This window comes from Pseudomonas nitroreducens, assembly GCF_010994165.1.
GTDB classification, from domain to species: Bacteria; Pseudomonadota; Gammaproteobacteria; order Pseudomonadales; family Pseudomonadaceae; genus Pseudomonas; species Pseudomonas nitroreducens.
This window is the reverse complement of the sequence record NZ_WMBX01000007.1, coordinates 223,384-237,329: the sequence shown is the minus strand read 5'-3', so window position 1 is coordinate 237,329 and position 13,946 is coordinate 223,384. Positions and strand designations below refer to the sequence as shown.

Here is a 13,946-nt window from a genome sequence, read left to right as displayed (position 1 = left end):
GCCGGATGGCCGCAGGAGCGGCCGAAAGCTTGCCGCAAGCGCCCGGTGAGGCGCTTGCGGCATCGACCTCAGCCGATGGTCATCAGGCTGGCGTTGCCACCGGCGGCAGCAGTGTTGACGCTCAGCGCGCGTTCGATCAGCAGGCGTTCCAGCGGGATATCGGTTTCCCCGCGGTTCAGCCCGGTCACGCCGACGATGGCGCCCTTGCGCTGCGAAGCCAGTTCGCACACCGCACGCAACTGATCGGAATCGCCGTGGTGCAGGATGGCGTCGAACACCTTGTCGGTCGTGCTCCAGTCGGCGACCAGCTCGATGCGCTGGGCGACTTCCTTCGGCAGTTCCTTCACCACGGCGGCGTTGGACTCGGCAACCAGCGCACGGCTGCCCACCCCGAGCACGGCGGCCAGCTGCGCGAGCAGGTCGGCGCGGTCTTCCGCCAGGCACAGCACGTGCTCGCGCGGCAGCAGGGTGTAGCTGTTGCGCTCACCGGTCGGGCCGGTCAGTACCTGCTGGGTGAAGCTCTGCGAGAGAGCGACATAGCCGGCCAGTTGCGCCGCCAGGGCGGTGTCCTTCTGCGCCCACTGGGCGAGTGCTTCCACGGCCTTCTCGGCATCCTTCGGACGCGGCAGCGCCTGCGCGCCGTCGCCCTTGAGCTGGTTGGCCACGGCCTCCTGCGGGCGGGTCGAGAGCAGGCGGTACAGGTACAGCGGGCCGCCGGCCTTCGGACCGGTGCCGGACAGGCCCTCACCACCGAAGGGCTGCACGCCGACCACGGCGCCAACCACGTTGCGGTTGACGTACAGGTTGCCGACATGGGCGCTGCCCACGACCTGGGCGATGGTCTCGTCGATGCGGGTGTGCACGCCGAGGGTCAGGCCGTAACCGGATTCGTTGATCTGCGCGAGCAGCTGGTCCAGCTCGGCTCGCTCGTAACGCACCACGTGCAGTACCGGGCCGAAGATTTCGCGCTTGAGCTCGCTGAAGCTCTCCAGCTCGATCAGGGTCGGCACGACGAAGGTGCCGCGCTTGATCTCCTCGGCATCCACGCGGGCGCTCTGGAATACCTTGCGGCCTTTGTCGCGCATCACCTGGATGTGCTTGTCGATATTGCCCTTGGCTTCTTCGTCTATCACCGGGCCGATGTCGGTATGCAGGCGCTCCGGCGCACCGACGCGGTACTCGGCCATGGCGCCCTTGAGCATGGCGATCACGCGGTCGGCGGCGTCTTCCTGCACGCACAGCACGCGCAGCGCGGAGCAGCGCTGGCCGGCGCTGTCGAAGGCGGAGTTGACCACGTCCACCACCACCTGCTCGGCCAGCGCCGAGGAGTCGACGATCATGGCGTTGAGGCCACCGGTCTCGGCGATCAGCGGGATGGTGCGGCCCTGGGCGTCGAGACGGCCGGCGATGTTGCGCTGGAGGATGCCGGCCACTTCGGTGGAACCGGTGAACATCACGCCACGCACGCGCTCGTCGCCGACCAGACGGGCACCGACGGTTTCGCCACGGCCCGGCAGCAGCTGCACGGCACCGGCGGGTACGCCGGCTTCGAGCAGGATGCGCACGGCTTGCGCGGCGATCAGCGGCGTCTGCTCGGCGGGCTTGGCCAGCACGGTGTTGCCGGCGGCCAGGGCGGCGGCCACCTGGCCGCTGAAGATCGCCAGCGGGAAGTTCCACGGGCTGATGCAGACCACCGGGCCCAGCGGGCGGTGGCTGTCGTTGGCGAAGTGGGTGCTGGCCTGGGCGCCGTAGTAGCGCAGGAAGTCCACGGCCTCGCGCACTTCGGCGATGGCGTTGGCGAAGGTCTTGCCCGACTCGCGCACCAGCACGCCCATCAGCGACTGGATCTCGGCTTCCATCAGGTCGGCGGCGCGCTGCAGGATGGCGCCGCGCTCGGCCGGCTGGGTCGATTGCCAGATCTGCGCGCTGGACAGCGCGCCGAGGATGGCGTTGTTCACGTCGGCTTCGCTGGCTTCACGCACGTGGCCGACCACGTCGCGCAGGTCGGCCGGGTTGCGCACCGGTTGCGCTTCGCCCGGCGCCGCGTCGGCCAGGCCGAGGATCGGCTCGGCGACGTAGGCGTGGTTGGTGCTCGACAGCAGCGCCGAGGACAGCGAACCCAGGCGGTGTTCGTTGGCCAGGTCGATGCCGGCGGAGTTCAGGCGGGCATCGCCGTAGAGGTCACGCGGCAGCGGAATGCGCGGGTGCGGCAGGCCCAGGGTGCCTTCCTGCGCCGCCATCTGCTCGACCTGCAGCACCGGGTCCAGCACCAGGTCCTTGAGCGAAATGCTGTGGTCGGCGATGCGGTTGACGAAGGAGGTGTTGGCGCCGTTCTCCAGCAGGCGGCGCACCAGGTACGCCAGCAGCGTTTCGTGGCTGCCCACCGGTGCGTAGATGCGGCACGGGCGGTTGAACTTGCCGTCGGCAACCTTGCCCACCACCTGTTCGTACAGCGGCTCGCCCATGCCGTGCAGGCACTGGAACTCGTACTGGCCCGGGTAGTAGTTCTGCCCGGCCAGCTGGTAGATGGCCGACAGCGAGTGGGCGTTGTGGGTGGCGAACTGCGGGTAGATGGCTTCCGGCACGGCCAGCAGCTTGCGCGCGCAGGCCAGGTAGGAAACGTCGGTGTACGGCTTGCGGGTGTAGACCGGGTAGCCTTCCAGGCCGTTGACCTGGGCCAGCTTGATCTCGCTGTCCCAGTAGGCGCCCTTCACCAGGCGGATCATCAGGCGGTGGCGGCTGCGCTTGGCCAGGTCGATGACGTAGTCGATCACGTACGGGCAGCGCTTCTGGTAGGCCTGGATGACGAAGCCGATACCGTTCCAGCCGGCCAGCGACGGCTCGAAGCACAGGCGCTCGAGCAGGTCGAGGGAGATTTCCAGGCGGTCGGCTTCCTCGGCGTCGATGTTGATGCCGATGTCGTAGTCGCGGGCCATCTTCACCAGGCCGAGCACGGTCGGGTACAACTCGTCCATTACGCGGTCGTACTGGGCGCGGCTGTAGCGCGGGTGCAGGGCGGAAAGCTTGATCGAGATGCCCGGACCTTCGTAGATGCCGCGGCCATGGGAAGCCTTGCCGATGGCGTGGATGGCCTGCTCGTAGGAGGCCAGGTAGCGCTTGGCGTCTTCTTCGGTCAGCGCGGCTTCGCCGAGCATGTCGTAGGAGTAGCGGAAGCCGCGGGATTCCATGTTGGCGGCGTTGGCCAGGGCTTCGGCGATGGTCTCGCCGGTGACGAACTGCTCGCCCATCAGGCGCATGGCCATGTCCACGCCTTTGCGGATCAGCGGCTCGCCGGACTTGCCGATGATGCGGTTGAGCGCCGAGGACATGCCGGTCTCGGTATGGGTCGAGACCAGCTTGCCGGTGATCAGCAGGCCCCAGGAAGCGGCGTTGACGAACATCGACGGGCTCTGGCCCAGGTGCTGGCTCCAGTTGCCGTTGCTGATCTTGTCGCGGATCAGCGCGTCACGGGTGGCCTTGTCCGGGATGCGCAGCAGCGCCTCGGCCAGGCACATCAGCGCCACGCCCTCCTGGGAAGACAGGGAGAACTCCTGCAGCAGGCCCTGCACCAGACCCTGGCGGCCACCGGCGTTCTTCTGGTTGCGCAGCTTCTCGGCGATGCCCAGCGCCATCTTGTTGGCGGCGGCGGCCTGCTCCTTCGGCAGCCGCGCCAGGTCCAGCAGCATCGGCAGCACCTCGGTTTCCGGGCGGCGATAGGCGGCGGTGATGGCCGCGCGCAGCACCGACTGCGGCAGGATGCTCTCGGCGAAATCGAGGAAGACCTGCAACCCTTGTTCGTTCAGCGAATCCAGCGACTCATCGCCCGCGGCCGCGGCCAGACCGGACTGTTCGGCCGGCGTGAGGCCGCCTTCCACCTGCTCCAGGTAGGAGAAGATGGCCTGCTTGATCAGCCAGTGCGGGGTACGGTCGAGTTGCTGGGCAGCCAGCTTGAGGCGCTCGCGGGTGGCGTCGTCGAGCTTCACGCCAAGGGTGGTGGTGGCCATGGGGCTTCCTGTTGTTAGAAGGTGTGCCTGAAAACGGCGCAAGGTTATACCGCCGAATTGCAAGGTGCAACCAGGTGCAACCCAATAAAAACAAGCCTTTGGTCGTACGCGCGAATCCGGTGCAACCGGTGACATTTCCCACACCCGGCGCTACCAAACGGAGCATGCCAACGGCCTCGCCCGGCTGCAACCCGCAAGGACCGGCCGGACGGCAGGAAGAAAGCAGTGTTCGTGCCAGGGCTGGAAAAGGTGCAACCCGGAGCATTCCCGGTGCTCAGTTGCAGAAGCGTTCCATCAGGCTACACGGCCTCCCGGGCCGCCGGGCGCGCCTTGAGCCACAGACCGAAGGTCTTCACCACCTCCACCACCGGCCGCAGCCGCGCGCCGTCGGCGCTCAGGCAATACTCGACGCGGGGCGGAACCTCGGGGTAAACGGTGCGGGTCACCAGCCCTGCCTCTTCCAGCGCACGCAGTTCGGCGGTGAGCACCCGTTGGGAAATTTCCGGCATGTCGCGCCGCAACTCGTTGAAGCGCTTGCTGCCATCGAGCAGGTACGACACCAGCAACAGGCGCCAGCGGCCGCCAATCACGCGCATGGCTTCTTCGACCGAGCAGCCCGAAACGTTCTTCTTCATCTGTCCTTCCCGGTAACCTTTTTGTGCCCAGGCCACAAAAAAGTGCGTTCTTACGCGCAGCATCGGGGTCGGGAATACTGGCCGCCCACTTCAAACCAGGGCCCGACCCGATGAAACTCTACTTCGCCCCCAATGCCTGCTCTCTCGCTGCACACATCGTTCTGCGCGAGCTGGGCCTGCCGTTTTCGCTGGTGCGCGTGGACAACCGGACCAAACGCACCGCCGATGGCCAGGACTTCTACCGCATCAATCCGAAGGGCTATGTAGCAGCGCTGCAGCTGGAAGACGGCACTGTGCTGACCGAGGGCGCGGCGATTCTACAGTACCTCGCCGACCTGCAACCCGAGGCGGGCCTCGCCCCCGCCAACGGCGCCCTTGAGCGCACGCACCTGCAGGCGCAGCTGAACTTCATCGGCAGCGAACTGCACGCGGGGATGAGCCCGCTGTTCGACAGCGAGATCCCCGAGCCGGTGAAGGACCTGCTTCGCTCGAAACTGGCCCGGCGCCTGGGTTACCTGGAGCAGGAGCTGGCAGCGAACGGCCAGGTCGCCGGTGACAGCTTCAGCATTGCCGATGCGTACCTGTTCACCGTGCTGGGCTGGTCCGAGCAGCTGAAGGTCGACCTCGGCGCTTATCCGGCGATCCGCCGCTTCCGCCAGGCGGTCGCAACGCGCCCGGCGGTGATCGAGGCGTTGCGCGCCGAAGCAGAGGTGCCGGCTGTCGCCTGAGGTGCCGGACCGTGCAACCGCTCGGCGGAAAATCCGCCGAGCCATCGCGCAAGCTGCGCCTTCCGTGGTCCATCACACTAGCCCGGCCCGTCATGCGCCGGGATTTGTGCATTGAGCCCAGGAGAAACCGGATGAGCGCTGACCCTGAGAGTTTCGCCAACGCCTACCAGAACGCCCTGGTGGCAGTGGCCCTGCCCGCCTTCGCACGTGCCAGCGAATTCGCCCGCCAGCACGGCCTGGAATGCAGCGTGGAATTGCTGGATGGCCGCCGCGACCTGCCGGAGCTGAGCCTGAAGGTGCGCAACTCCTGCCGCGACACCGAATGCATCTGCCGCATCAGCGCCGACCCGCAGACCCAGCGTCTCTGCCATGAGAACCGCTGCGGGGAAACCGACGCCGATGTGAAGCAGGTGATCGGCTCTATCGCCTCACTCAACGAACTGGTGCTGGACACCCGTCTCCTGGAGTTCTTCCAGAGCGCGTTCGCCCTGCACCTGGACTATGCCTCCAGCCGGCACGCCAGCAGTTTCTGGTAGCCCGCTGCGCACTTCTCCCGCCTAGCACCCGCAGGAAATCGCCCGTGCCGTCCAGCCCATGAGGGTTTCGGGGTGCCCGGTGTGCTCGTCCTGCCGCTCCTCCAGCACGACGAAGCCGTGCCGCTGGTAGAAGGCCACGGCACCGGTATTGTTGGAATAGACCGCCAGCTCCAGCATCGGCAGGTGAATCTTGGCGTCGCTCAGCAGGACCGAGCCGATGCCCTTGCCCTGGCATTCCGGGGCGACGAACAAGGCCGCCAGTGCGCCGTCATGCAGGCTGTAGAAACCACAGATGCAGCCATCGTTCTCGACGACCCGCGAGGCAGCGGCCGGCAGGTAGATATCCCGCATGTCCTGCAGGCGTTCGCGCCAGAAGTCGGCGCGAATGAAGTCGTGAGCCTGCTGCGAAGCTCGCAGCCAGATATCCAGCACCCGGTCCATGTCGTCGTCGCGAAAGTCGCGGATCATCATCGGCTGCAATCCCCCGGTTCGTTGAAGTGCTCGTGGCGTGGCGGGCGGCATCCTCGCACAAGGGATCATCGCTGCGCGCCCCCGCGCACTGCCGCCAATCGTCGCACCTGCTCGCACCCGTTTCGCCGTGACCCGATGCCTGCAAGCGCCTCCTGCACTCAAGCACGCCGGGCGCCAACCGTCAGGTTCCACTCATCAGAATCAGTGAACGGCTGGCGAGCGTCGGACTCTTCCGAATGGCTCCGCCAATTGGCAAAAGCGCGAGGTAGCGCGTCCACGGCTCGACGCCTGCGGTGGCGGAAATCAGTCGAGCAGCAACGCGAAGCCGAACGCCCCTTCCGCCCCCATTCCAACCCGAACAGACAAGGAGACACTCCATGGGCAGCTATCGATGGTTCCCCTCCAGCCGCACCAGCGGCGTGCAGGAACTGCAATCACTGGTCGATGACCTGGAAAACCTGCTGGTCAGCGGCCGGGACCTGACGGCCGACCAGCTCCCGGCGTTCAAGGCGAAATTGCGCGATCTGGTGGACGAGAGCCGGGAGACCAGTGAACACCTGATCCACCGCAGTCGCCGGGCCATCCGTGCCGGCAGCGAATATGCCGGCGAACATCCCTGGCAGACGGCGGCAATACTGGCCGCCGCCGCAGGCCTGCTGGCAGCGGCCTGCGCCTTGAGCCGCAATCAGCATTGATGCCCGTGCGGTGGTCAGCGGCCCGCTCGCTCGCCACCGCGCGCCGGTCCCGATGCTCAGCAGCGTGGCGTCCGCTAAGAATCGATAAAGCTGTCGATCAGCTCCAGGCCCAGGCTGCGGACGCGCCCGGCGCTGCTCAACTCGTCGCCATGGATGCCGACCACGGTGACACAGGGCATATCCGCCAACTGGCTGCCGAAGCGGATCGAATAGCGGCCGCCGGCCTCCCGGAAGCAGGAGAAATCGAACAGCGGATAGGCTTCGTGGAGAACCGCTTCCACATCCAGGCGTCGCAACTGCGTCATGGCCACCTCCTCTCCTCTGGCTGAACCCTGCCTGCCCGAGCGCCGGAGAGAAATGCTGGCGATTGGCCCAGGCGCTACTGTTCAACGGCCATGGCGGGCGAAGCGCCAGCCATGGCAAGCGGTACTGGCGGCCGAATGCACACCTGGAATCGAGGCGGGTTTCAGACGGAAGGCGTGCCGCGCAAAAGAGCAAGCGAAGCGCCGCGCCGTGCATTTTCCAGCCCCTTGCTGGTGCGCCCTTGCATCCTGCAAATGACCATTGGCCAGCATCGGTTAGGCATTTGCAGCAATAACAACCTGTTAAGCAGATGAAACAGCTTTCCCCGGTCTGGCATGGCTGATGCGAGGTTCCTGGCTCAGGCCGGCGCTCCGGCCTCTGCCAACCACCGGGAGGGAAAGACATGTCCAGTTGCCGCAATGCCGCCATCGAGCACCTGAGCCACCTGTTCAGCGACTATCGCCCGCAGTTCGCCACCAGGCCCGACGGTACGCTGCTGATCAACCTGCGCAATGCCGCGGGCAAGCGTCTCATCTCTCGGGTCATCCAGCAGGAAGAGCAATCCAGCGCCGTGCTGCTGAACAACCTGGTGGAGCGCATCCGCCGCGACCTGATGACCGTGGAAGGGCCGCTGGAAGAGGACAACGTCGACTGGTTCCTCAAGCGCATCGAGTTGCAGACCTTCGTCCCCGTCAACCCGACCCACCGGCCGCGCAAGGTGGTGGTGGCCGGCGTGCGCCTGCGCGCCCTTGCCGACAAACAGGCCCGGCAAGCGAGGTGAGCATGAAAAACCCGGTGGATATCCCCGACCCCGATCCGCAAGTGAGCCGCGAGGAGTTACTGGAGGAATGGGTGGACATCGAACCGGAGGACAGCCGGCAGGAACCCCACCTGTCCGCCGCCCACCAGGACGGCCTCAAGGATGGGCCCGCCTGAGCGAGCCAGACACAGCAGAAAATAACCGGGCCAGGCCGGCTCGAAGCGCATGCCGGTGCCGCCGTCAGTCCGAGCAGTCGGGCGGCTACCGGCTTTTTCATGCCGGAGCGTTTCAACGCCCCTCCCGCCGGACTGCGGGCAGGAAAGGACGCCGAGGCGCCGGCCTTCAGCGCGCCAGGAACGGCGGCGGTGCGTCGATCACACCGGTCTCGTTGACGTACTGCTTGTAGTGCTCGATCAATGCCTCCAGGCGCGCAGGTTCGCTCTTGGCGAGGTCCCGCGTCTCGCCCGGGTCGCTGGCCAGATCGTAGAGCTGCCAGGTGGCCGGGCCGACCGGAGCCGGCAGGTATACCGCCTTCCAGTCGCCCTGGCGGATGGCGCGCATGCCGAACAGCTCCCAGCCGGTGACGGTCTTCTCGTCGTGGGCCTGTTCGGTCTCGCCGGAGAGCCAGCCCAGCCAGGACTTGCCGCGCACTTCGGCGACCTCGCGGCCGTGCCAGTGCTTGCCCGGATGGCGCACGCCGGCCAGGTCGAGGATGGTCGGGGTGATGTCCATCACGGTGGAGAACGAGTGGCTGACCTCGCCCTGGCGTTTCAGCGCCGGGTAGCGCACCAGTGCCGGCACGCGAATGCCACCCTCGGTGGTGAAGGCCTTGTACAGGCGCGACGGCGCGGTGGCCGCCTGGGCCCAGCGCGGGCCGTACCAGATGTAGGAGTTGGCGCGGCCGATGTTCTCCAGGCTGTTGTCGTAGTGCTGGTCGAGGAAGCTCAGCAGGTCCGGGCCGAAGCGCGGGAAGGCCTCCAGCAGCGCACCTTCGGCGCCGTTATCGGACATGAACAGGACGAAGGTATTGTCCAGCTCACCCTGCTGGCGCAGGTACTCGACGACCCGGCCGACGTTCCAGTCCAGGCGCTCGACCATCGCCGCGTAGACCTCCATGGCCCGCGCCGATTTCGCCTTCTCCTCGTCGCTCAGGCGCGCCCACTCCTTGCTGATCGCCAGTACCGGATGCGCCTGCACGTCGGCGTCGATCAGGCCCAGCTGCTTGAGCCGTTCCAGGCGTTCCAGGCGCAGCGCCTCGGGGCCGGCGTCGTAGCGGCCCCGGTACTTGTCGACCACCTCCTTGGGCGCCTGCAGCGGCCAGTGCGGCGCGGAAAACGGCAAATAGGCGAAGAACGGCCGGCTCTGGTCGCGCTCCTTGAGGTAGTCGATCAGCTTGTCGCCAAAGGCGTCGGAGGAATAGAAGTCCGCCGGCAGCTCGTCGATGAACTGGTCATCCTCGACATACAGGGCCGGCGTGCCCTTGAGGATGCGCGGCGTGGTCTCGTCGTACGGCGGCTCGAAACCATAGTGGTTGGCGGCGCCCGGCAACAACGAGAAGGAACGCTCGAAGCCGCGTGCATGGGGTGCCTGTTCGAGCTTCAGGCCCAGGTGCCATTTGCCGGACAACAGCGTCTGGTAGCCGGCCTCGCGCAGCAGTTCGGGCAGCGCCACGACGCGGTCGTTCAGGTAACCCTCGTAGCCCGGCTTGCCTTCCAGCTCCGGCGTCAACGCCTCGGCCATGGTGCCGATGCCGGCGATGTGGTGGTCGGTGCCGGTGAGCAGCATCGAGCGCGTCGGCGAGCAGGTCGGCGCGGTGTGGAAGTCGGTCAGGCGCAGGCCTTCGAGGGCCAGGGCGTCCAGGTGTGGCGTGGCGATCTCGCCACCGAAGGCGCCGAGGTCGGAGAAACCGAGGTCGTCGGCGACAATGACGAGGAAGTTGGGGCGTTTGCTCATGGCGGGTCTCATGGTTGAGGTCAGTGTTTCCAGAGCACCCTCACCCCAGCCCTCTCCCGGAGGGAGAGGGCTGGGATGAGGGTTTTCGGTCAGCAGGCAAGAAACTCTAACGGCAGGTCTTCCACGCGCTTGGGCTGCGGCGCGACGTAGTCGCCCTCTCCCGTCAGCTCGTGCAGCAGCGCCTCGCGCTGGCGCAGGAAGTCGTAGCCGCCGCGCTCGCGCGGGTGCTCCAGCGGTACTTCGACGATGCGCTTGATCCGCCCCGGCCGCGGCGCCATCACCACCACGCGGTCGGCGAGGAACAGCGCCTCCTCCACGTCGTGGGTCACCAGCACCGTGGTGATGCGTTCGCGCTGGCGGATGCGCTGCAGTTCCTCCTGCAGTTGCTGGCGAGTCAGCGCATCCAGGGCGCCGAAGGGTTCATCCAGCAGCAGGATGCGCGGGCTGGCCACCAGCCCGCGGGCGATGGCCACGCGCTGCGCCATGCCGCCGGAGAGTTGGTGCGGGTAGGCCCGGGCGAAGGCCGTCAGGCCCACCAGCTGGAGATAATCGGCGACCCTGGCAGCCTTGCCGGTCTCGCTCAGCGGTTCGTTGACCAGACCGAGGGCGACGTTCTGCTCCACGGTCAGCCAGGGGAACAGACGATGCTCCTGGAACACGATGCCGCGCTCGCCGCCGATGCCGTCGATGGGCTTGCCGTCGATGCGGATCTCGCCCTGGAACTCGCGATCGAGCCCCACCAGCAGGCGCAGCAAGGTGGACTTGCCGCAACCGCTGGCACCGACGATGGCGATGAACTCGCCGTCGGCGACCTCCAGGTCGAAGCGCTCGATGGCCTGCAGCTCGCGGCCGTCCACGGGGAAACTCTTGGCGACCTGGCGAAAGCTCACCAGGGCCGGGGAAGCGAAAGCATTCATGCGTGTCTCCAGCGCGTCACCCGCGCTTCGATGCGCTGGCCGACGGCAGCCAGCAGAGCTCCAGTCAGGCCCACCAGCAACATGCCGGCGCCGACCAGGTCCATGCGGAAGAGTTGTTGCGCGCCGATCATCAGGCTGCCGATACCGCCGTCCGAGGGCATGAAGTATTCGGCGCCGATGGTGCCGAGCCAGGCGTAGATCAGCGCCAGGCGCACCCCGGCGAACACCGACGGCGCAGCGCCGGGCAGCACCAGCCGGCGCAGCCGTTGCCAGGGCGACAGGCGCAGCGCGATGGCCGCCTCGGTCAGTTGCGCCGGCAGGCTGGCGATGCCGCGCTGGGTCGCCAGCAGCAGCGGAAAGAACGCGGCCAGGCCGACGAACACCACCTTGGCCAGCTCACCCAGGCCAAACCAGGCGGTGAGCAGCGGCACCCAGGCGAAGATCGCCACTTGCCGCAGCGCCGCGAAGGACGGGCCTAGCAGCCGCTCCGCCGGGCGCCACAGGCCAAGCCCGAGGCCGAGCAGGAAGCCCAGCGAGCCGCCCAGCAGCAGGCCGGCGAGTGTACGTTGCAGACTCGCCAGCAGCGCTATGGTCAGGCTGCTGTCCAGCAGGCCATCCCAGAGAGCGACAGCGACTGACGCGGGGCTGGCGAGGATCGCCGGATCGACCCACTGCAGCGCGCTCGCCGCCTGCCAGATGGCCAGCAGGCCCAGTGGCAGAAGCCAGGGCTGCAGGCGCTCCCAGCCCTTGCCCGACGTGCTGCGGCGGAACTCTCCGGCCGCCTGCTGCGGCCAGTGCACCAGGCGCCGGTCCAGCGCCTGGACGCCTCTGTCCATCGCCGCGCCGACCAGGCCGATGACCAGGATGCAGACGAACACGATGTCGAGCATGAACAGCTGCCGCGCCTGCACCATCAGGTAGCCGATGCCTTCGCTGGAAGCCAGCAGCTCCACGGCCAGCAGCGAGGTCCAGCCTTGCGCCAGTGCCAGGCGCACACCGGTAAGGAACGCGGGAAGCGCCGCCGGCAGGATCAACCGCCACAGCAACAGGTGGCGCGGCAGGCGCAGCACGGAGGCGGCCTCGCGCAGGCGCGGCTGGGCATCGCGCACGCCGACGAGGGTGTGCAGCGTCACCGGCACGATGATGGCCTTGATCAGCACCACCAGCTTGAGCAGCTCGCCAATGCCGAAGAACAGCATGAACAACGGAATCCAGGCCAGGGTCGGGACCTGCGCCAGGGCACTGAAGGTGGGCAGCACCAGGCGCTCGGCAAGGCGGCTGAAGCCGAGCCAGGCGCCCAGTGCGAGCCCGCTGAAAATGCCAGCCAGCAGCCCCCAGGCGAGGCGCTTGAGGCTGACGCCCAACTGCTGCCACAGCTCGCCGGCGAGCAGCTCGCGGCCGGCCTGGAGGACCAGTTCCGGTGTCGGCAGAATCTGCGCGGACATCCAGTGGCGATGGCTGGCGATCCACCAGAGCACGCCGATGGTCAACGGCAACAACCACGGCAAGCCGGCCTGCAGCCAGCGCCAGGACGGCCGCGAGAACCCCAGGCGCGGCGGGGGAAGAGCAAGGCGATAGGGCTTCGATATATTCTTCATTGGAATATTAATAGTATTTTCAATGCATTAATGAGCTAACCCACGCCATTTAAGGGAAGCCCCCGGCGCTCATCCAATGCATTCGGCGAATATTTTTTATGCCGCCAGGGCATCTGCCGGTGAAGCCCTGTGGTTGTTCGCTTAGCTCGAAAAATTACTAAAAAATGCATTTTTATTATTTTGTTGATGGAAAGCCCCATGCTTTTAGTGCAGGCGCCGGAGCCACATGCGCTCCCCCACTGCAGGAGGCAGGCGCCATGAAGGCCCTCACTGATCAATTGCTCTCCCTTTTCGCTGCGCCAGTGCTGGCCGGCCTGCTCGGCGCCTATCCGCTGGTGACCCAGGCCGCCGAGCCGGTAAAGGAAATCCGCATCGCCGTACCAGACGTCAGCGCCGGGCAGAAACATTCCGGCGGCGGCGTGGTGGACGTGCTCTACACCCGCCAACTGCTGGAAAAGGAATTCGCCGCCGACGGCATCCAGATCAAGTGGAGCTTCTTCAAGGGCGCGGGCCCGGTAGTCAACGAAGCCTTCGCCAATGGCCAGGTGGACTTCGCCTACCTGGGCGATCTGGCGGCGATCATCGGCAAGTCCAGCGGGCTGGACAGCCGCGTGCTGGCCGCCACCGCGCGCGGCGTCAACCATTACCTGGGCGTGCAGCCGGGTTCGGGGATCAAGACCCTGGCCGACCTCAAGGGTAAGCGCGTGGGGATCTTCCGTGGCACCGCCAGCCAGCTGTCGTTCGACAACGCCCTGGCCAGCGCCGGGCTTTCCGAGAAGGACCTGAAGGTGATCAACCTCGACTTCAGCGCCGCCCTCGCCGCCCTGGCGGCCAAGCAGATCGATGCCACCTGGGGTCTTGCCGGCCTGTTCGCGCTACGCGACAAGGGCCTGGCGGAAATCCCTCTGAGCACCCACGACCTCGGCGGCGCCGGCACCCTGCAAGCGCTGCTGGTGGGCAACGGCGAGTTCGTCGACGCTCATCCGGACATCACCGAACGCCTGCTCAAGGTGCAGCTGCAGGCAGTGCAGTGGGCCAGCACGGAGGGCAACCGTGACGCGTTCATCGACCTGGTATCGCAGCAGGCCGGCTACCCGACGGTGATCTTCAAGAGCGAATTCCAGGGCCGGCCGCTGGCGGACGTACTGTCGCCGAAGTTGGATGCCGATTTCCTCGGCCGCCTGGATGCATCGATCACCGCAGCGAAGAGCTACGGCCTGATCCGCCGTGACTTCAAGGCCGCCGACTGGGCCAGCCCGGCGCTGCAGGACGCCGCCAGCCGCGAGGTGGCGTCGCAGCCGGTGGCAGCACTCCAATAGCCAGCCCCGTGCTCTTCGTAGGAGCGA

At 66.8% G+C, this 13,946-nt stretch carries 13 protein-coding genes; 6 read left to right on the top strand and 7 right to left on the bottom strand.

All coding sequences use genetic code 11. From position 1 onward, the window contains the following. Positions 1 to 68 precede the first annotated feature (68 nt). The gene (gene putA, locus GJV37_RS26935; protein WP_193453145.1) at positions 69 to 4,004 is read right to left on the bottom strand and encodes a trifunctional transcriptional regulator/proline dehydrogenase/L-glutamate gamma-semialdehyde dehydrogenase; all 3,936 of its coding nucleotides are present in this window, start codon (positions 4,002 to 4,004) and stop codon (positions 69 to 71) included. A gap of 299 nt (positions 4,005 to 4,303) precedes the next feature. Beyond that, positions 4,304 to 4,639 carry a winged helix-turn-helix transcriptional regulator gene (locus GJV37_RS26930; protein WP_024764732.1) on the bottom strand — a complete coding sequence of 112 codons (336 nt, stop codon included), beginning with the start codon at positions 4,637 to 4,639 and terminating at the stop codon, positions 4,304 to 4,306. A gap of 110 nt (positions 4,640 to 4,749) precedes the next feature. On the opposite strand from GJV37_RS26930, the gene gstA reads away from it, so the two are divergent. Together gstA and GJV37_RS26920 are read left to right on the top strand one after the other, a co-directional pair. Further along, entirely contained in the window at positions 4,750 to 5,367 is a 618-nt protein-coding gene (gene gstA / locus GJV37_RS26925) for a glutathione transferase GstA (RefSeq protein ID WP_024764731.1), read from the top strand. A gap of 131 nt (positions 5,368 to 5,498) precedes the next feature. After that, positions 5,499 to 5,903: a hypothetical protein gene (locus GJV37_RS26920; protein WP_024764730.1), complete on the top strand. Its 405-nt coding sequence runs from the start codon at positions 5,499 to 5,501 to the stop codon at positions 5,901 to 5,903. 21 nt (positions 5,904 to 5,924) lie between these two features. Here the strand turns inward: GJV37_RS26920 and GJV37_RS26915 are convergent, their stop codons facing one another. Further along, entirely contained in the window at positions 5,925 to 6,371 is a 447-nt protein-coding gene (locus GJV37_RS26915) for an N-acetyltransferase (RefSeq protein ID WP_024764729.1), read from the bottom strand. 380 nt (positions 6,372 to 6,751) lie between these two features. Here GJV37_RS26915 and GJV37_RS26910 point away from each other — a divergent pair, with 380 nt between their 5' ends. After that, positions 6,752 to 7,069 carry an ElaB/YgaM/YqjD family protein gene (locus GJV37_RS26910; RefSeq protein ID WP_024764728.1) on the top strand — a complete coding sequence of 106 codons (318 nt, stop codon included), beginning with the start codon at positions 6,752 to 6,754 and terminating at the stop codon, positions 7,067 to 7,069. A gap of 74 nt (positions 7,070 to 7,143) precedes the next feature. Here GJV37_RS26910 and GJV37_RS26905 read toward each other — a convergent pair whose 3' ends face one another. Then, positions 7,144 to 7,374: a hypothetical protein gene (locus tag GJV37_RS26905; protein WP_024764727.1), complete on the bottom strand. Its 231-nt coding sequence runs from the start codon at positions 7,372 to 7,374 to the stop codon at positions 7,144 to 7,146. Positions 7,375 to 7,775: 401 nt separating this feature from the next. Between GJV37_RS26905 and GJV37_RS26900 the strand changes: the two genes are divergently transcribed. Together GJV37_RS26900 and GJV37_RS26895 are read left to right on the top strand one after the other, a co-directional pair. Further along, positions 7,776 to 8,153, top strand: a complete 378-nt coding sequence (locus GJV37_RS26900) for a DUF3509 domain-containing protein (RefSeq protein ID WP_054907067.1) — start codon at positions 7,776 to 7,778, stop codon at positions 8,151 to 8,153. Positions 8,154 to 8,155: 2 nt separating this feature from the next. Next, the gene (locus GJV37_RS26895; protein ID WP_176707224.1) at positions 8,156 to 8,308 is read left to right on the top strand and encodes a hypothetical protein; all 153 of its coding nucleotides are present in this window, start codon (positions 8,156 to 8,158) and stop codon (positions 8,306 to 8,308) included. Between the two features lie 166 nt (positions 8,309 to 8,474). Here the strand turns inward: GJV37_RS26895 and GJV37_RS26890 are convergent, their stop codons facing one another. The 3 genes from GJV37_RS26890 to GJV37_RS26880 form a co-directional block, all read right to left on the bottom strand. Further along, positions 8,475 to 10,085 (bottom strand): arylsulfatase, encoded by a 1,611-nt coding sequence (locus GJV37_RS26890; protein ID WP_193453144.1) that lies wholly within the window; start codon positions 10,083 to 10,085, stop codon positions 8,475 to 8,477. Between the two features lie 89 nt (positions 10,086 to 10,174). Continuing rightward, complete coding sequence (locus GJV37_RS26885; protein WP_024764724.1) at positions 10,175 to 11,002, bottom strand: ABC transporter ATP-binding protein; 828 nt, start codon at positions 11,000 to 11,002, stop codon at positions 10,175 to 10,177. Continuing rightward, positions 10,999 to 12,600 (bottom strand): ABC transporter permease, encoded by a 1,602-nt coding sequence (locus GJV37_RS26880; protein ID WP_246228450.1) that lies wholly within the window; start codon positions 12,598 to 12,600, stop codon positions 10,999 to 11,001. The genes GJV37_RS26885 and GJV37_RS26880 overlap by 4 nt, the downstream gene beginning before the upstream one ends. A 257-nt stretch (positions 12,601 to 12,857) precedes the next feature. Here GJV37_RS26880 and GJV37_RS26875 point away from each other — a divergent pair, with 257 nt between their 5' ends. Beyond that, the gene (locus GJV37_RS26875) at positions 12,858 to 13,919 is read left to right on the top strand and encodes an ABC transporter substrate-binding protein (RefSeq protein ID WP_170859464.1); all 1,062 of its coding nucleotides are present in this window, start codon (positions 12,858 to 12,860) and stop codon (positions 13,917 to 13,919) included. Positions 13,920 to 13,946 lie beyond the last annotated feature (27 nt).